The following is an 18,142-nucleotide window of genomic DNA, read 5'->3' on the forward strand; positions in this document are numbered from 1 at the left end:
GAAACTCTTAGTGCGCCGTGGCCGCATGCTGGGTGACCCCAGCAGCTTCAAGGGCCGCGGTATATTGATTGATCAGGTTATCGACGGATCCCTGGGTCACATCCAGGATCGCCATCGGATAGAAACCGAAGAAGATCGTCAAGATGATCATCGGGACCAGGATGACCTTCTCGCGAAGATCCAGATCGAGGATCGACTTGAGGCTTTCCTTGTCCAGCGAGCCGAACACGACCCGGCGGTAGAGATATAGCGCATAACACGCCGACAGGATCACGCCCGTTGTCGCGAACACGGCAACCCATGTGTTGACCTGGAACGCTCCCATCAGAACGAGAATCTCACCGACGAAGCCAGAGGTGCCAGGCAAACCGACATTGGCCATCGTGAAGATGAGGAACGCAACAGCATATTTCGGCATCCGGTTGACCAGGCCACCGTAGGCCGAGATCTCCCGTGTGTGCATCCGGTCATAAATGACCCCAACGCATAGGAAGAGCGCGCCCGACACGATGCCGTGCGAGAGCATCTGGAAGATGCCACCCTGAACGCCCTGCGGCGTCATGGTGAAGATCCCCATGGTCACGTAGCCCATATGGGCAACCGAGGAATAGGCAATGAGCTTCTTGATGTCTTCCTGAGCCAGCGCAACCAAGGAGGTGTAAATGATCGCAACGACCGACAATGTGAACACCAGTGGTGCAAACATATCGGAGGCAAGCGGGAACATCGGCAGGGAGAACCTGAGGAACCCGTACCCGCCGAGTTTCAGAAGAACACCCGCCAGGATCACGGATCCGGCTGTCGGCGCCTCAACGTGGGCATCCGGCAACCAGGTATGCACCGGCCACATTGGCATTTTCACTGCAAAGCTTGCAAAGAACGCGATCCAAAGCCAGGTCTGCATTTCAGCCGGGAACGGATAGGCCAGAAGTTCCTGGATGTCCGTCGTGCCGGCCGTCCAGTACATCGCCATGATCGCGACCAGCATCAAAACCGATCCGAGCAGCGTATATAGGAAGAACTTGTAAGACGCGTAGACGCGCCGGGCCCCACCCCAGACGCCGATGATCAGGAACATCGGGATAAGGCCAGCTTCAAAGAAGACGTAGAAGACAACGATGTCGAGTGCGCAGAACACGCCGATCATCAGCGTTTCCAGGATCAGGAACGCGACCATGTATTCGCGCACGCGCTTTTGAACACTCTCCCAGGACGCCAGGATACAGAACGGCATCAGGAACGTCGTCAGGATGACGAAGAGAACCGAAATGCCGTCGACACCCATCTTGTAAGTGATGTTCGAGCCAAGCCAGTCCCGCTCTTCGACAAACTGGAACCCGGGGTTCGAGTAATCGAAATAGGCCCAGATCATAAGGGAGAGGACAAACGTCATCGATGTGGTGACAAGCGCCACCATGCGCATCTGACGCTTTGCGTGGTCGTCATTGCCTGGCACCAGCAGGACGAACACGACACCCAGCAAAGGCAGGAATGTCGTGAGTGACAGAATTGGCCAGTCAATCATTAGTGTGCACCCCCGCCGGTGCCCGCACCGGTGAACATCGACCAGGTGATCAAGGCCGCCACACCGATCAGCATCGCAAATGCATAGTGGTAGAGATATCCGGTTTGCAGTTTAACGACCCAGGTCGTGACACCCTGCACCCGCGCGGCGATTCCGTTCGGCCCATAGCCGTCAATCACGGTGCCATCGCCCTTCTTCCAAAGAACACGGCCAAGCCACATTGCGGGACGGACAAAGATGAAATTGTAGAGCTCGTCGAAATACCACTTGTTCAAAAGGAACTGGTACAGCGCAGAATGGCGTTCGGCCAACTGCTTCGGCATTTCCGGCGAGCGGATGTAGAATTGGTAGGCCACCAGTAGACCAGCTGCCATCATGACGAATGGCGACAGACGCACCCAAGTCGGAACGTAGTGCATGTCATGCAGGACATGGCTGTCGTCAAACGCCGGCAACGAGCCCGCCCAGAAGGCTTCATAGGCCGCCTCGTCGTAGAAGAACGGGCCGTAGAAGACCACGCCGGCCAGAACCGCGCCGACGGACAGGACGAACAGCGGCACCGTCATCACCAGCGGCGATTCATGAACGTGTTTCATCACATCAACAGAAGCGCGTGGTTTTCCGTGGAAGGTCATGAAGGTTAGACGCCACGAGTAGAAGGACGTCAGGCCAGCCGCGATCACCGTCAGCCAGAAGCCATACAGCGCCATCGGGTTCGGATGATCTCCGCCGCCAGCTGCAAACGCAGCCTCGATGATGCCGTCCTTTGAGACGAAACCGGCAAATCCGATATGAGTTAGCGGAACACCGACACCGGTCAGCGCCAGCGTGCCAAGCATCATGGTCCAATAGGTGATCGGAATGTGTTTGCGAAGACCGCCCATTTTACGCATGTCCTGTTCGTCGGACACGGCATGGATCACCGAACCTGCACACAGGAACAACAGCGCCTTGAAGAACGCGTGCGTGAACAGGTGGAACACCGCGATGGAGTAAGCTCCAATGCCGAGTGCCACGAACATGTATCCGAGCTGTGAACAGGTGGAGTATGCGATCACACGCTTGATGTCGTTTTGAACAAGACCCACCGTTGCGGCAAAGAACGCAGTGGTCGCACCGAAGAACACTATCACAGCAAGGGCGAAATCGGACAACTCAAACAGCGGCGACAGGCGCGCCACCATGAAGACACCCGCGGTGACCATGGTCGCGGCGTGGATGAGCGCAGACACCGGGGTCGGGCCTTCCATCGCATCCGGCAGCCAGGTGTGCAGAAGGAACTGCGCCGACTTGCCCATAGCCCCCATGAACAAGAGCAGACAGATAACGGTCATCGCTGCCTGGGCATCAAGATGATAGCCCATGAAGTTCATGACTTCGCCCTGCTCTTCAATGAAGGACGGGGCGTCGTTGAAGATCGTTGTGAAGTCGATGCTGCCGAACAGGTAGAAGACGCCAAAGATGCCGAGCGCAAACCCGAAGTCACCGACACGGTTGACGACAAACGCCTTCATCGCCGCCGCATTGGCGGACGGTTTCTTGTACCAGAAGCCGATCAGCAGATAGGACGCAAGACCCACACCTTCCCAGCCGAAGAACATTTGCAGCAGGTTGTCAGCGGTCACCAGCGTCAGCATGGCGAAAGTAAAGAGCGACAGGTAAGCAAAGAAGCGCGGGCGGTGCGGATCGTGATGCATGTAGCCAATGGAATAGACATGCACCAGTGCAGACACCGTGTTGACAACGACCAGCATGACCGCTGTCAGCGTATCGACGCGGATTGACCAGGCGACATTGAGATCGCCGGCGCTCATCCAGCGGAACAGGTGAACAACCTGGGCTTCGGAACCACCGAGCCAGAACCCGATAAATGCAATCCAAGACAGGAGTGCCGCCAGGATCAGCAGACCACTTGTCACATACTCGGAAGCTTTGGCCCCAATTGAGCGGCCGAATAGACCGGCAATCAGAAATCCAATCAGCGGTAGGAACAGGATTGTAGCGTACATCAGCCCCTACCCTTTCATCACGTTGACGTCTTCCACGGCGATGGAGCCGCGGTTCCGGTGGAAGACCACCAGGATTGCAAGTCCGATCGCAGCTTCTGCAGCCGCGACGGTCAAAATGAGCATGGTGAACACCTGCCCGATCAGATCGCCGAGGAACGACGAAAAGGCGACGAAGTTGATGTTCACGGCGAGCAGCAACAGCTCAACCGACATCAAGATGACAATCACATTTTTCCTGTTCAGAAAGATCCCGAAGATCCCGATCACGAACAGGATCGCCGCGACCGACAGATAGTGCGACAGACCGATTTCCATGGGCGCCTCGCCGTGCTCCCCTCATTTACCCCAACCCTGAACCGCACGGAGGAGCGTGCCGGTTGCAGGACTTATCGAACGACGCGAACCTTTCGCGTCAGATACCCTTGCCCGTTTCGACCTTCCGGACCTCGACAGCAGCTTCGCGCGTGCGGCCAACCTGGGTCGGAATGTCCTGACGTTTGACATTCGGCTTGTGGCGCAGTGTCAGAACGATCGCGCCTATCATGGCCACCAGCAGGATCAAACCGGCGACCTGGAAGAAATAGATGTATTTGGTGTAGAGCACCGAACCGAGCGCCTCGATGTTGGTCATCTCGGTCAGCGGCGGTGTTGGCTCCACGGTGTTCGCCGTCAGCTCCGGCAGAATGACCCAGGCTCCGAGACCCATCAGCAGCTCGACCAGAAGAATCAGCCCAACGAGGCCACCTACCGGCAGATACTGCAAGAAGCCCTGGCGCAGTTCCACAAAGTCCACATCCAGCATCATGACGACGAACAGGAACAGAACGGCGACCGCGCCGACATAGACAACCACCAGCAACAGCGCCAGATACTCAGCACCAAGCAGGATGAACAGTCCCGCGGAATTCACGAAGGCCAGGATCAGAAACAAGACCGAGGTCACCGGGTTCCGTGCCGCGATCACCATGAATGCAGACGCGACTGTGACGCCTGCAAACAGGTAGAAAAAGAGGGCTTTCAGGATCATTTCAAAGACCTGCCTGTCGTGTGGCCGTTCGGCCAGAAAATGCTGGGCCCGGCCGGATTGCCAGGCTGAACTTGGAGTGTGCGGTTAGCTCCTAACGGTAAGGAGCATCCATTTCAATGTTTCGAGCGATTTCACGCTCCCAACGATCCCCATTCGCGAGCAGCTTTTCCTTGTCGTAGTAAAGCTCTTCACGGGTTTCGGTGGCGAATTCGAAGTTTGGACCCTCAACGATTGCATCCACAGGGCACGCTTCCTGGCAGAAACCGCAATAGATGCATTTCACCATGTCGATGTCGTAACGGGTCGTGCGTCGGGTGCCATCGTTGCGGCGCGGGCCTGCTTCAATGGTGATCGCCTGAGCCGGACAGATCGCTTCGCACAGCTTGCAGGCAATGCAGCGCTCTTCCCCGTTCGGATAGCGGCGCAACGCGTGCTCACCGCGGAACCGCGGGCTTACCGGGCCCTTCTCGAACGGATAATTGACCGTTGGCTTCGGTTTGAAGAAGTAGCGCATCGCCAAGAAAAATGCCGATACGAACTCTTGCAGAAACAGCGATTTGACGGTTTGTCCAACCATCGCGTTAGCCTCTCTTTACCTCAGCCAGCCAGCAGGCTGGCGGCCCAATAGCCGACAATCGGAAAGCCGATCACCGGAATACCAAAAATCAGTGCACCGATTGGTGCCCGGTATCTGGCAACGACACCACCGTCGCCGCCAGCTTGTCTGTTTTTCGTCTCCGCCGCCTGAAGGATGCCCTTCAGGATCTTCCAATCGAGCCAGCCGACATAAAGTCCAACTGCTGCTCCGATCACTCCGGGGAGCGACACTTCCATAAACCGTCCCCTTACGCCGCGCCCGGCGCCCAGCCTGTGATCATCAGAACAGTTGCGACCACAAATACCATGGCGAGCGACAGCGGCAGGAATACTTTCCAGCCAAGGCGCATCAACTGGTCATAGCGGTAGCGCGGGACCATCGCCTTGACCATGGCGAACATGAAGAAGCAGAGCAGACACTTCAGGATGAACCAAATGACGCCCGGCACCCAGGTGAACGGTGCGAAGTCGAACGGCGGCAGCCATCCCCCCATGAAGAAGATGGTCATCAGAGCGCACATCAGGCAGATCGCGACATACTCGCCGAGCATGAACATCATGTACGGTGTGGAGCCATATTCAACCATGAAGCCGGCGACCAGTTCGGATTCCGCTTCGGCCAAATCGAATGGCGGACGGTTGGTCTCAGCCAATGCCGACACGAAGAACACCACGAACATCGGGAACAGCGGCAGCCAGTACCAGTTCAGGATATTTAGCCACGGCACGCCCAGCATATCCGCAAGGCCGGTTTCCTGCGCCAATACGATGCCGGTCAGGTTCAAGGTGCCTGCGCACAAGAGAACCGTGACGATCACGAAGCCGATGGAGACTTCGTAAGACACCATCTGCGCTGCGGACCGGAGGGCTGACAGGAACGGGTACTTGGAGTTGGACGCCCAACCGCCGATGATCACGCCATAGACTTCCAAGGAGGATACAGCGAAGACAAACAGGACACCGACGTTGATGTTCGCGATCACCCAGCCATAGTCCACCGGGATGACTGACCAGGCCACCAGGGCAAGCAGCACGGACACCAGCGGCGCCAGCAGGAAGAGAACCTTGTTAGACCCCGACGGGATCACCGGCTCTTTCAAAACAAACTTCAGAAGATCGGCAAAACTCTGGAGAAGCCCCCAGGGCCCGACAACGTTCGGACCACGGCGGATCTGAACAGCCGCCCAGATTTTGCGGTCCGCATAAAGCACGTAGGCGACGATCACCAAAAGCACGACAAGCAACAGTACGCTCTGGAATACCATCCAGAGGAACGGCCAGCCGTAGGTGGTCATGAACTCAGCCATTTCGGTCCCCTACCCCTTATTCCGCAGCTTCTGCGGCACGCGTTTTCGCGAGCGCCGAACACTCGGCCATCACCTTGGAGGCGCGTGCGATCGGGTTGGTCAAGTAAAAGTCCCGGATCACGTTTGCAAACCCGGCGCTGTCCATTTTGGCTTTGCCATTGGCCAGCTTCTGAATATCTGCCGCATCGCCGGCTTCAATGGAATCGATCGCTGCCATATGCGGAACGGCTTCAAAGAGCTTAGAGCGCAGCTGCGGCAGGGAATCAAATTCCAAGGCCTGACCGAGAACGGCGGACAATGCCCGAAGGATTGCCCAGTCCTCGCGCGCATCTCCTGGAGGGAAACCGGCGCGGTCCGCCATTTGAACCCGGCCTTCCGTGTTCACGTAGATGGCGGATTTTTCGGTGTAAGCTGCGCCCGGCAAGATCACGTCGGCGCGGTGTGCGCCGCGATCACCATGAGTGCCCTGGTAAACCACAAACGCACCTTCCGGAACTTCAATCTCATCAACGCCAAGCAGGAAGAGAACATCCAGCGCGCCGGTTTCCAGCATGCCGCCCGTGTCCTTGCCGCCGTCGCCCGGGACAAACCCGATATCGAGCGCCCCGACCTGAGAAGCTTCGGTGTGGAGGATATTGAAGCCGTTCCAACCGTCCCTGATCACACCAAGGGATTTTGCGGCTGCTGCAAGGTTCGCAAGAACAGCTGCGCCATCGGCCCGGTTCAAAGCGCCCTGCCCGATGATGAACATCGGCTTGTTGGCCTTGGCCGGTGCGTGTTTGACGAATTCCTTGATACTGTCCGGACCGGCCCCAAGATAAGTCACCGGGTAGGTCAGATCAGCATTTTCGCCGATCACACCAACGGTCACATCGCCCTGTGCCCAACGCTTGCGGATCCGGGCGTTCAGAACCGGTGCCTCAACGCGCGGATTGGTGCCGATCAGCAAGATGGCATCTGCTTCTTCAATTCCCTGAATTGTGGAGTTGAAGAGATAGCTCGCGCGGCCATTCGACGGATGGAACGGTGAGCCCGGAAACCTGCTGTCGATGTTGGCAGAGCCGATCTTTTCCATCAGGCTCTTAAGCGCAAACATGTCTTCCACACCGGCCAACTGACCGGCGAGCGCACCAACCTTGTCGGCTGATGTCGCTTTGATCTTGTCCGCAATGATCTGGAACGCTTGAGACCAAGAAACCGGCTGCAATTTGCCGTCAATCTTCGCATAAGGGCGATCAAGACGCTGTGTCTTCAACCCATCCCATATGTAACGGGACTTGTCGGAGATCCACTCTTCGTTGATCTCTTCATTGAGCCGCGGCATCACGCGCATGACTTCCTTGCCGCGCGTATCAACGCGAATAGCCGAACCAAGCGCATCCATGACGTCGATGCTTTCGGTCTTGGTCAGCTCCCAAGGACGGGCGTGGAACTCGTAAGGCTTGTGGGTCAGCGCACCAACCGGGCAGAGATCAGCCACGTTGCCCTGCATTTCTGAGGACAGCGCCGCTTCCAGATAGGTTGTAATTTCGGCATCTTCCCCGCGGCCGATCAGGCCCATGTCCGATACGCCGGCAACTTCCGTGGTGAAACGAACACAGCGCGTGCAGTGAATGCAGCGGGTCATGATCGTCTTGATGAGCGGCCCGATTTCCTTGTTCTCAACCGCGCGTTTGTTCTCATCGAAGCGCGTGGTGTCGACACCATAGGCCATTGCCTGGTCTTGAAGGTCGCACTCCCCGCCCTGATCGCAGATCGGGCAATCCAGCGGGTGGTTGATGAGCAGGAACTCCATCACCCCTTCGCGGGCCTTCTTAACCATTTCGGATTTGGTTTCAACGACCGGCGGCTCGCCGTTCGGTCCCGGACGCAGGTCCTTCACGCCCATCGCGCAAGACGCGGTCGGTTTGGGCGGTCCGCCCTTTACTTCAACCAGACACATGCGGCAGTTGCCGGCAATCGACAGGCGGTCGTGGTAACAAAACCGCGGAACCTCGGCGCCTGCCTCTTCACAAGCCTGAAGCAGGGTGTAGTCCGCCGGGACGTCTACCTCATTGCCGTCGATGATGAGCTTCGTCATCCGCTGCTCTCCAAATTCCGTTCCGCTTACTCAGCCGCCACCATGGTCGAAGACGTTCTCGACTTGGCGACATAGTCATCGATGCGTTGTTCGATAACCGGCCGGAAATTCTTGATTAAGCCTTGGATCGGCCAAGCAGCCGCATCTCCAAGAGCACAAATTGTATGGCCTTCGACCTGCTTGGTGACCTTGAAGAGCATGTCGATCTCTTCATAGGAGCTTTCGCCCTTCACCATGCGTTCCATCACACGCCACATCCAGCCGGTACCTTCCCGGCACGGCGTGCACTGGCCGCAGCTCTCGTGCTTGTAGAAGTAGCTGAGGCGTGCAATTGCCTTGATGATATCAGTCGACTTGTCCATGACGATCACCGCCGCAGTGCCAAGGCCGGAGCCCATGCCGCGCAGTGTGTCGAAATCCATCGGCGCGTCTTTGATCTCCTCAGCCGTACAGCACGGGACAGAAGATCCGCCGGGAATAACCGCCAGGAGATTGTCCCAACCACCGCGAATGCCACCGCAATGCTTGTCGATCATCTCGGAGAACGGAACGCCGAGCTCTTCTTCAAAGGTTGCCGGCTGGTTGACGTGACCTGAGACGCAGAAGAGCTTCGTGCCGGTATTGTTCGGACGGCCGAGGCTCGCAAACCAGCCGCCACCGCGGCGCAGAATGGTCGGCGCAACAGCAATCGATTCCACGTTGTTCACAGTTGTCGGGCAACCGTACAGACCAACGTTTGCCGGGAACGGCGGCTTCAGGCGCGGCTGGCCCTTCTTGCCTTCCAGGCTCTCCAGCAGCGCTGTTTCTTCACCGCAGATGTAAGCACCTGCGCCATGGTGAACGTAGATGTCGAAATCGTAGCCGTTCTTGTTGTTCTTTCCGATCAGACCGGCGTCATATGCCTGATCGATCGCTGCCTGCAGGCGCTCGCGCTCACGTATGAACTCGCCGCGCACGTAAATGTAGGCCGCGATCGCCCCCATGGCGAAACCGGCAACCAGGCAGCCCTCGACCAGCGTGTGCGGATCGTGGCGCAGGATTTCACGGTCTTTACAGGTGCCCGGTTCGGATTCGTCGGCATTGACGACGAGATACGCCGGACGGCCATCTGATTCTTTGGGCATGAAGGACCATTTCAGGCCAGTCGGGAAGCCCGCCCCGCCACGGCCTCTGAGACCGCTGTCCTTCATTTCCTGGATGATCCAGTCGCGGCCCTTGTCGAGCAACCCCTTGGTGTTGTCCCACTGGCCGCGTTTCTTCGCGCCTTCCAGACCCCAGTCGTGAAGGCCGTAGATGTTGGTGAAGATACGATCCTTATCCTGAAGCATCTCTTCCCCTTAGTCTTCGCTCTTGGAGGAAGCGACTTCGCCTGCTTCCACACGCTTGGAAAATTCGGTCTCTCCGCCGGACGCAAGCAATTTGGCCTGCTCAATCCAGCCGTCACGCTCGATGCGCCCCTTGAACTTCAGCCGGCTGTCGACCCAGGCAACCTCTTCCGGCCCCCAGCTCGCGACTTGATCAAAGTGGAAGAAGCCGAGTTCATGCAACGTCGCTTCCAGCTTCGGCCCAACACCCTTGAGCTTTTTCAGGTCATCGGGTTTGCCGTCGCGGGCTTGCTTCAAGGTTTCCGGTGCCTTTTCAGAAACCGTTTCAGCAGCTTCGACCTTCGCTGCCGGCTTGGCCTTGGATACAGGAGCCGGCTCGCTGGCCTTTTCAGCCGCTTTTTCAACCTTGTCAGCTGTTTTGGCAGCCGTCTTTTTCGGTGCAGCCTTTTTCGGCGCCTCAGCTTTCTTCTCAGCAGGAGCGTCGGCTGGCGCTTCGGCTTTTGCCGCGAAAGCTGCCTTTACCTTGGCAACAGCATCTTCGGCCGGTGTCGGCACGCCGTCGTAGTCATTTCCGCCGGTGTTGATGGCAGCGCCTGCAAAATGATGAGACGCCTTTTCTGACCCATCGACCACATGCGGGACAGGCAGGGTGCCCGTGGTGTTGTCTTCAATCTCGGTCAGGCTGGTTTGCCCGCCCTCAGCCATGGAGAAACGGCGGCCATTTTGTGGACCTGGCGTGACTTCGTTCCCGGCTTCGATATCATCCAGAAGCTTGTTGAAGCTCTCTTCGGTCAGATCTTCATATGTGTCCTTGAAAATCTGCACCATTGGCGCGTTCACGCAAGCACCCAGGCACTCAACCTCTTCCCAGGAGAACATGCCGTCCTCGGAGATCTCGTGCATGTGCTTGGCGATGCGGGACTTACAGATCTTGATCAGATCTTCCGAACCGCGCAGCTGGCAAGGTGTCGTGCCGCACACTTGGATGTGGGCTTTCTTTCCAACCGGCTGAAGCTGGAACATGGTGTAGAAGGTCGCAACTTCCAAAACGCGGATGTTCGGCATTTCCAGGAGATCAGCAATATAGCGGATCGCCGGTTCGCTGACCCAGCCATCGTTCTGTTCCTGCGCACGCCACAGAAGCGGGATGACCGCTGACGCCTGACGGCCGGCGGGATAGCGGTCGATCAACTTCTTCGCCCAGCCGAGGTTTTCCTCGGTGAACTCAAAGCTATCAGGTTGTTCCGCCGCAAGCCTGCGAACTGCCATGAGGTAATTCCCGTTGTTATCAGCTGCCCGGCGCCGCTACAGCGGCTGCCTGGGTCGAAATTGTGTGGAGGATGCCCCGCATTAGCGGTCAACCTCGCCGAAAACGATGTCCATGGATCCAAGCACCGCTGAAACGTCGGCAAGCTGGTGGCCACGGCAGACGAAATCCATCGCCGAAAGGTGGGCGTAGCCCGGTGCCTTGATCTTGCAGCGGTACGGCTTATTGGTGCCGTCAGCCACGAGATACACACCGAATTCGCCTTTCGGCGCTTCGACGGCCGCATAAACTTCGCCCGGCGGTACGTGATAGCCTTCCGTGTAGAGCTTGAAGTGGTGGATCAACGACTCCATCGAGCGTTTCATTTCACCACGCTTGGGTGGAACGATCTTACCGTCAGCAGACGATACTGGACCGGTTTCCACCGTCAGCTTCTCCAGGCACTGCTTCATGATCCGGATCGACTGGCGCATTTCATCCATACGGATCAAATACCGGTCGTAACAGTCGCCGTTCTTACCGATCGGAATGTCGAAGTCGAGTTCGGAATAGCACTCATAAGGCTGCGATTTACGCAGGTCCCAAGGCGCCCCGGATCCCCGGACCATGACACCAGAAAAGCCCCACGCCCAGGCGTCGTCCAGATCGACAACACCGATGTCAACATTCCGCTGCTTGAAGATGCGGTTGTCTGTCAAAAGACCTTCGATATCATCCAGCGTCTGCAGGAACGGATCACAGAAGTCCCAGATGTCATCCAGAAGATCGCGCGGCAAGTCCTGATGAACACCGCCCGGGCGCACATAGGCAGCGTGCATCCGTGCGCCGCAGGCACGCTCATAGAAAACCATCAGCTCTTCACGCGGCTCAAAGCCCCACAGCGGCGGCGTCAACGCGCCAACGTCCATCGCTTGCGTAGTGACATTCAAAAGGTGCGACAGGATCCGGCCGATTTCCGAATAAAGAACACGTACCAACTGCCCGCGCTTCGGCACTTCGATGCCGAGCATACGCTCAACGGCCAGAGCAAACGCGTGCTCCTGGTTCATCGGCGCAACGTAATCAAGCCGATCGAAATACGGAACAGCCTGGAGATAGGTCTTCTGCTCAATCAGCTTTTCCGTGCCGCGATGCAAAAGGCCGATATGCGGGTCGACACGCGTGACCACCTCGCCGTCCAGCTCCAGCACGAGACGCAACACGCCGTGCGCCGCCGGGTGCTGCGGACCGAAGTTGATGTTGAAGTTACGAACCTGAGCCTCAGCCATCGGGATCCGCCTTAATTCGTCGTTGCTTTTTCATCGCCCGGCAGCACGTAATCCGTGCCTTCCCATGGCGAGAGGAAATCAAAGGTGCGCATTTCCTGGTTCAGGCGAACCGTCTCATAAACGACACGTTTCTTTTCGTCGTCATAGCGGACTTCGACAAACCCGGTAACAGGGAAATCCTTGCGCAGCGGATGACCGTCGAAACCGTAATCCGTCAGGATCCGGCGCAGGTCCGGATGGCCGGAAAACAAGATGCCGTACATGTCGTAGGCTTCCCGTTCGAACCATTCGGCTCCCGGAAACAGAGACGTCAGAGACGCGACCGGCGTCACATCATCTGTTTCGAGCTTCACGCGAATGCGCTGGTTCTGGAACGGGGAAAGGAAGTGGTACACAACGTCGAAACGTTTCTCGCGCGCCGGATAGTCAACGCCGCAAATGTCCGTCAGGTTGACGAACTTGCAGGAGGCGTTGTCGCGAAGATACCGCACCACATCAAGAATGTCGGACGCATTCACGACCAGTGTGAGCTCGCCGTATTCGACCTTCCAGGACACGAGGGACTCTGACAAACCGAGCTCGATATGCTCGGCGAGTTCCTTCAACGTTTCGTCCATGTTCGACCTCACTCCTTCGGAGCTCTCATTTGGGCCGCTTTGGCCCTCTTCCCTCAAATCCGCCGCCATTCAAAGCGGCGAATGCAATCAACGTTCAATCGTGCCTGTGCGGCGGATCTTTTTCTGCAGCATCAAGACACCATAAAGCAGCGCCTCGGCTGTCGGAGGACATCCCGGAACGTAAATATCGACCGGGACGACGCGGTCACATCCGCGTACTACTGAATAAGAATAGTGGTAGTAGCCACCACCATTGGCGCAGGATCCCATGGAGATGACATACCGCGGTTCCGGCATCTGGTCGTAGACCTTGCGCAGCGCAGGCGCCATCTTGTTGGTCAGCGTCCCAGCAACAATCATCACATCCGACTGGCGCGGGGATGCGCGCGGGGCAAAGCCAAAGCGCTCGGCGTCGTAACGCGGCATGGACATTTGCATCATCTCAACGGCGCAGCAGGCCAGACCAAACGTCATCCACATCAAGGAGCCTGTGCGGGCCCACTGAATCAGGTTGTCGGTGGAAGTGACGAGAAAGCCCTTGTCGGCAAGCTCGTCATTGACTTCCAGGAAAAACGGGTCATCCGCGCCAACCGGCTTTCCGGTATTCGGGTCGATAATGCCTTTCGGCTGCTCCGCGATGAGCGGCTTGGCAGTGGTCAATCCCATTCCAGCGCTCCTTTTTTCCATTCGTAGATAAATCCGACCGTCAGGACGCCCAGGAACACCATCATCGAGCCGTAGCCATACCAGCCAAGCTCTCCGAAGGAGACCGCCCACGGAAACAGAAAGGCCACTTCCAGGTCAAAGATGATGAAAAGGATCGCAACCAGATAAAAGCGGATGTCGAATTTCATCCGGGCGTCGTCAAAAGCGTTGAAGCCGCACTCATAGGCGGACAGCTTTTCCGGATCCGGGTTCTTGTAAGCAAGCAGGAAGGGCGAGATCAGCAGCGCAAGGCCAATGACCAGCGCAATGCCGATAAACACGACGATCGGGACATATTCCCGCAGAAGTTCTTCCATGTTTTCGCGTCCTTGCATTTGGAGGCGGACCGGGAGGCGATCCGTACCGCAGCCCTGCCCTGTCCTGCACCGGATAGTACCATCAGGTCATGCGTGGCCCGTCGGTTTTTTCACTAATCCAACATGCGAGCGCACACCTAGCCCACGTATTGCTGCAACGCAAGACCCTAACCCGGTCAAGCTATTGCCACATTTAAACCAAATCCATAACAGAACGCTACAAAGCGCATAATTCGGCGGGTTTGAAAGGCAGGATTTTCTCTGCACAACCGGCGCGGCAAATTGGCCGCACGCCATGACCAATCCAACCAATCATTAGAATCGCCTGCATTTGGCATCGCTCTAGCGGAAACCCGGCTCATCAGGCACGACATTCAAACGCACCTGGACGCCGCAACGCGCACCGACGTCGGCCGGTTGAACTTGAATTGCCAAATTCTCGGAAAAATCGGGAACCGTGAGTGGCGCGAGTGACGGGGCTCGAACCCGCGACCTCCGGCGTGACAGGCCGGCACTCTAACCAACTGAGCTACACCCGCACATTCACGGTTTATATTCGCCACAAACCCAATTTGGGAAAGTGGCGCGAGTGACGGGGCTCGAACCCGCGACCTCCGGCGTGACAGGCCGGCACTCTAACCAACTGAGCTACACCCGCTTCGCGCGGCGACGTGATGTCGTCGCGAAGTGGCGCTGATGTACGGCGGCTGAGACATGAAGTCAAGCGCTCTGGCCGGACAATTATGTCGTTTTTTTAAAAGCCTTCTGTTTGAGCCATTTTGCCAACGCACCAAAAGCGTTCAGGTTGTGGACAACTCAATTTGCCAGATCGGAACTCGCCACCTGAAATCTCGAAGACGATGTGATTTTTTCATCAGTGATTCAATACCTTAAGGTGCGGTGAGTAAGTTCAAGCCCTACAGCACTCACAGCGAAAAACAATCAATCGAAACATTGATGCATATTGATTGCACACCGCCCCGGCTCAAGAAAGGACATTGGAATGCTGTCGACCGTTCTCACACTGGTGCGTTTGCTGAAAGCCATTCTGCGATCATGGAACCGGCCGCATTTCCGCTCCGGGTTTCTCCTCGCGGGGCTGATCCTTTTCTCCGGCACCGTTTTTTACAAGACAGTGGAAGGCTGGAGCTGGGTGGATGCGCTCTATTTCAGCGCCATGACGCTGGCGACCGTCGGCGTGAGCGATCTTGCCCCGCAGAGCGTTGCCGGCAGGCTGTTCACGGTGCTTTATCTGTTTGTCGGCGTCGGGGTGTTTGTGGCGTTGTTTGCCCAATTCGCCCGTGCACTTTTGCAGATCGAACAGGAAGTCGATTTGGCTGAGAATTCGAAATCCGACGACCCTGCAAATAAGGCTTGAGGGTCTTCCAATTTGGTCGGGTGCACAATCAATTAGCGCGCCCCCGGACTGATCGAGATCTATTCTGCCGGAACAAGGCGGGTGTTCCGCAGCTGCCCTTTTTCCGCAAGGATCGGCACAGCCACCGCTGCAAAGAGCGCGTTGATGTCCTTCAGGCTCCGAATAACCTCTAGATGCGCATTGCTGGACCCGAGACTGTCAGGCGTCCCGGATGTCAAACGCTCCAGGTGCCGGGCGTGGCTGGTTTTTTCAAGGTCCCGCATCCGGTCTTTTTCTGCAATCAGCTCCCGCGCGGATTCCGCATCGCCGGACACAAGCACGTTCATAGAAAGTTGCATGTTTGCCATGACGCGGCCGTGCATATCCGACAGCTCCCGGAGCCCTTCTGCAGAAAACCGCAAATCCCGTTCGCGCATTTCCAAGGCAAGCGCATAGAGGTTCTTTGACACCAAATCCCCTGCCCGTTCCAGGTTCACTGAAAAACTGACGAGCTCCATACTCCGCTCGGCATCTTCCTGTTTCAGCTCGTTCCGGCTCATCTCTGCGATATAGAGTTTGATGTCGCCATGGATCTTGTTCACCACAGCGTCTCGTTTTTGGAGGCGCTCAATCGCCTCCGGATCACCGCGTTCCAGCATCAGCATGACCGGGGCCGTCATGGCTTCCACCACTTCCCCCATGCGCAACAGCTCACGTGTCGCGCTTGCCAGCGCCAGACGCGGCGATGACAAGACGTTTTTATCCAGGGCGCTGCTCTGCTCGGCAAAGCCTTCCGTCTCGCGCTCCGCTGCACTGGCTGCAAACGTATCGAGCACCCATGCGACCGGCTTCAGAAACGGCAAACAGATGATAACCAGTGTCATGTTGAAGAGCACATGCAAGGCAACCAATTGCGCCCCTTGGCTGCTGCCAAACAGAGGAACCTTCGGCAGCTCATCAAGCGCGATGAAGACGACCAGCGCTGCCAGCGCACCGGTTGTCCGGAACAAGAAATTGCCAATCGGAAGCAGGCGCGCCTTTTGATCTAGGGCACGGGTCAGCCATATGGCCACCACGCCAGCCCCGATATTGGCGCCGAGGACCAGCGGAACAGCGGCCATCATGGGCAATCCGGCCTGATCCGCAACCGTCGCAATCATCAAGATGGCAGCCACACTGGAGTGAACCAAAAAGGCCAACAGCGCCCCGACAAGCAAAGCAGTCACTGGGTCTGCGGCAAGGTGCGCTGCAACCGCCGGCATAAAGGATGCTTGTTTGAGTGGATCGGTCGCCTCTGCAATCATTTGCAGCGAAATCAAAACCAGGGCGATCCCAATCAGGATCCGGCCAATTTGCTTCGCGGTTCGCGATTGAAGCTTCAGGAAGGTCCAAGCACCGACTGCGAGCAACAAGGGGATCAACCAACCTAAATCAAACGACAGAAACTGGACCACCAGCGCGGAGCCGAGATCCGCACCCAGAAGGATTGCTAGACCCGCCGATGTCGACATGAAGCCTGAACTGGCAAAGCCGGTCGTCAGCATCGCAACGGCCGTCGCGCTTTGAAGCAGGATTGCAACCACCCCACCGGAGGCAATACCAATCAACGGATTGGCAGACGCGCGCCCAATCGTGCGCCGGATACTTGGGCCCGACACTCTCTCAAACCCGGTCCGCACCATGCGGACGGCATAAAGGAGCAGCATAACCGCTCCAAGGAGCTTGAGGATTCCGATTGCAAGCATGGCGTAATTTTCTGACTTATCGTGACTTTATATTTTGCCGTCTAAGTTTCTGATACACACATCCCCCTGCCAAACGCCAGCAATTTATGCACACAGTGCACTTTTCTTAAAAAGTCGAATGAAAAACATAAAAAGGCCGCCCCCCCCAATAAGGCAGCGGCAACAACGATTTAGAAACGCTCACGATAGAACACCGAATGTATAGCATTCGGTTCAAAAACAGCTGCGCAAGTCATCGATATTAAGTGGGGGAATGGTGGGCGATGAGAGACTCGAACTCCCGACATCTTCGGTGTAAACGAAGCGCTCTACCAACTGAGCTAATCGCCCTCAACGAGGTGAATTGCCTTTTATGGGCTCCCTCTCTCCTTGGCAAGACCTATTTTCTAAAAAAATGCCATCGGCGTTTCTGCCTGTGGATGACCGTTTCATACGGCACCCGTTCTCTCGCCTTTTCCAGCCAAAGTCAGTTGCTACGAGTAACTTAGCCTTCTCTATGGCCGCCAAGTGCGCATACAAAAAACCCCGTCCTCGATTATTCGAGAACGGGGTTTTTTCAGTCCATGGACCGATGCAAACTCGCAATTAGGAGTTCACAGCGTCCTTCAGGCCTTTACCAGCCTTGAATTTCGGCGTCTTAGAAGCCGGGATCTGGATCGTTTCGCCAGTCCGCGGGTTCCGGCCTTCGGTCGCAGCCCGTTCGGAAACGGTGAAGTTACCAAAACCGATGATACGGACTTCGCCGCCGCCTTTCAGCGTCTCAGTGACAGCTTCAAAGCTTGCGTCAACTGCTTCGCCTGCCTGTGCCTTTGTCAGGCCGGTCTTTTCTGCGACAGCTGCGATCAGATCGTTCTTATTCATAGCAGATACCTTTCTAAGAAACGGACGTATGCCGACGATTCCTGTCAGCGCCGTTGCGCGAAACTCGCGAGATTTGAGCTGAAACGCAAGTGGTTTTTTCGCAGAAAACAGCCGTTTTGACCAATTATTCAAAAG

At 56.8% G+C, this 18,142-nt stretch carries 17 protein-coding genes and 3 tRNA genes; 1 reads left to right on the forward strand and 19 read right to left on the reverse strand.

Translation table 11 applies throughout. From position 1 onward, the window contains the following. Positions 1 to 7: 7 nt before the first annotated feature. From AC0J4F_RS18565 to AC0J4F_RS18640, 16 genes are all read right to left on the reverse strand, one after another. Positions 8 to 1,525: an NADH-quinone oxidoreductase subunit M gene (locus tag AC0J4F_RS18565; protein ID WP_209177719.1), complete on the reverse strand. Its 1,518-nt coding sequence runs from the start codon at positions 1,523 to 1,525 to the stop codon at positions 8 to 10. Continuing rightward, positions 1,525 to 3,534 carry an NADH-quinone oxidoreductase subunit L gene (nuoL, locus tag AC0J4F_RS18570; protein WP_133950073.1) on the reverse strand — a complete coding sequence of 670 codons (2,010 nt, stop codon included), beginning with the start codon at positions 3,532 to 3,534 and terminating at the stop codon, positions 1,525 to 1,527. The genes AC0J4F_RS18565 and nuoL overlap by 1 nt, the downstream gene beginning before the upstream one ends. A 6-nt stretch (positions 3,535 to 3,540) precedes the next feature. Continuing rightward, the gene (nuoK, locus tag AC0J4F_RS18575; RefSeq protein WP_008192836.1) at positions 3,541 to 3,849 is read right to left on the reverse strand and encodes an NADH-quinone oxidoreductase subunit NuoK; all 309 of its coding nucleotides are present in this window, start codon (positions 3,847 to 3,849) and stop codon (positions 3,541 to 3,543) included. A gap of 97 nt (positions 3,850 to 3,946) precedes the next feature. Beyond that, positions 3,947 to 4,561, reverse strand: a complete 615-nt coding sequence (locus AC0J4F_RS18580; RefSeq protein WP_133950075.1) for an NADH-quinone oxidoreductase subunit J — start codon at positions 4,559 to 4,561, stop codon at positions 3,947 to 3,949. A gap of 91 nt (positions 4,562 to 4,652) precedes the next feature. Further along, positions 4,653 to 5,138, reverse strand: a complete 486-nt coding sequence (gene nuoI, locus AC0J4F_RS18585) for an NADH-quinone oxidoreductase subunit NuoI (RefSeq protein WP_008193406.1) — start codon at positions 5,136 to 5,138, stop codon at positions 4,653 to 4,655. A gap of 20 nt (positions 5,139 to 5,158) precedes the next feature. Continuing rightward, positions 5,159 to 5,395, reverse strand: a complete 237-nt coding sequence (locus AC0J4F_RS18590; RefSeq protein ID WP_133950077.1) for a hypothetical protein — start codon at positions 5,393 to 5,395, stop codon at positions 5,159 to 5,161. 11 nt (positions 5,396 to 5,406) lie between these two features. Then, the gene (gene nuoH, locus AC0J4F_RS18595; RefSeq protein ID WP_133950079.1) at positions 5,407 to 6,465 is read right to left on the reverse strand and encodes an NADH-quinone oxidoreductase subunit NuoH; all 1,059 of its coding nucleotides are present in this window, start codon (positions 6,463 to 6,465) and stop codon (positions 5,407 to 5,409) included. Between the two features lie 16 nt (positions 6,466 to 6,481). Then, the gene (gene nuoG / locus AC0J4F_RS18600; RefSeq protein WP_133950081.1) at positions 6,482 to 8,545 is read right to left on the reverse strand and encodes an NADH-quinone oxidoreductase subunit NuoG; all 2,064 of its coding nucleotides are present in this window, start codon (positions 8,543 to 8,545) and stop codon (positions 6,482 to 6,484) included. Positions 8,546 to 8,571: 26 nt separating this feature from the next. Beyond that, entirely contained in the window at positions 8,572 to 9,873 is a 1,302-nt protein-coding gene (gene nuoF / locus AC0J4F_RS18605; RefSeq protein ID WP_133950083.1) for an NADH-quinone oxidoreductase subunit NuoF, read from the reverse strand. A 9-nt stretch (positions 9,874 to 9,882) separates the two neighbouring features. Then, positions 9,883 to 11,139, reverse strand: a complete 1,257-nt coding sequence (locus tag AC0J4F_RS18610) for an NADH-quinone oxidoreductase subunit E (RefSeq protein ID WP_473024300.1) — start codon at positions 11,137 to 11,139, stop codon at positions 9,883 to 9,885. A gap of 81 nt (positions 11,140 to 11,220) precedes the next feature. Beyond that, positions 11,221 to 12,405: an NADH-quinone oxidoreductase subunit D gene (locus AC0J4F_RS18615; protein ID WP_133950087.1), complete on the reverse strand. Its 1,185-nt coding sequence runs from the start codon at positions 12,403 to 12,405 to the stop codon at positions 11,221 to 11,223. 11 nt (positions 12,406 to 12,416) lie between these two features. After that, positions 12,417 to 13,022, reverse strand: a complete 606-nt coding sequence (locus AC0J4F_RS18620) for an NADH-quinone oxidoreductase subunit C (RefSeq protein WP_473024301.1) — start codon at positions 13,020 to 13,022, stop codon at positions 12,417 to 12,419. 87 nt (positions 13,023 to 13,109) lie between these two features. Further along, on the reverse strand, positions 13,110 to 13,688 hold the full coding sequence (locus AC0J4F_RS18625; RefSeq protein ID WP_040451925.1) for a NuoB/complex I 20 kDa subunit family protein: 579 nt from the start codon (positions 13,686 to 13,688) through the stop codon (positions 13,110 to 13,112). Continuing rightward, complete coding sequence (locus AC0J4F_RS18630) at positions 13,679 to 14,044, reverse strand: NADH-quinone oxidoreductase subunit A (protein ID WP_133950091.1); 366 nt, start codon at positions 14,042 to 14,044, stop codon at positions 13,679 to 13,681. The genes AC0J4F_RS18625 and AC0J4F_RS18630 overlap by 10 nt, the downstream gene beginning before the upstream one ends. Before the next feature lie 462 nt (positions 14,045 to 14,506). Beyond that, a tRNA-Asp gene (locus AC0J4F_RS18635) sits at positions 14,507 to 14,583 on the reverse strand. A gap of 42 nt (positions 14,584 to 14,625) precedes the next feature. Beyond that, a tRNA-Asp gene (locus AC0J4F_RS18640) sits at positions 14,626 to 14,702 on the reverse strand. 345 nt (positions 14,703 to 15,047) lie between these two features. Here AC0J4F_RS18640 and AC0J4F_RS18645 point away from each other — a divergent pair. Then, a complete protein-coding gene (locus AC0J4F_RS18645; RefSeq protein ID WP_209002432.1) occupies positions 15,048 to 15,422 on the forward strand; it encodes a potassium channel family protein in 375 nt (124 codons plus the stop codon). Positions 15,423 to 15,481: 59 nt separating this feature from the next. On the opposite strand, the gene AC0J4F_RS18650 is transcribed toward AC0J4F_RS18645, so the two are convergent. The 3 genes from AC0J4F_RS18650 to AC0J4F_RS18660 form a co-directional block, all read right to left on the reverse strand. Next, positions 15,482 to 17,146, reverse strand: coding sequence for a Na/Pi cotransporter family protein (locus AC0J4F_RS18650; RefSeq protein WP_473024302.1), 1,665 nt, complete (start codon positions 17,144 to 17,146; stop codon positions 15,482 to 15,484). 254 nt (positions 17,147 to 17,400) lie between these two features. Next, positions 17,401 to 17,476, reverse strand: a tRNA-Val gene (locus AC0J4F_RS18655). Positions 17,477 to 17,731: 255 nt separating this feature from the next. Then, entirely contained in the window at positions 17,732 to 18,007 is a 276-nt protein-coding gene (locus AC0J4F_RS18660; RefSeq protein ID WP_008192569.1) for an HU family DNA-binding protein, read from the reverse strand. Between the last annotated feature and the right edge of the window lie 135 nt (positions 18,008 to 18,142).

The organism is Roseibium sp. R5, from assembly GCF_055755305.1.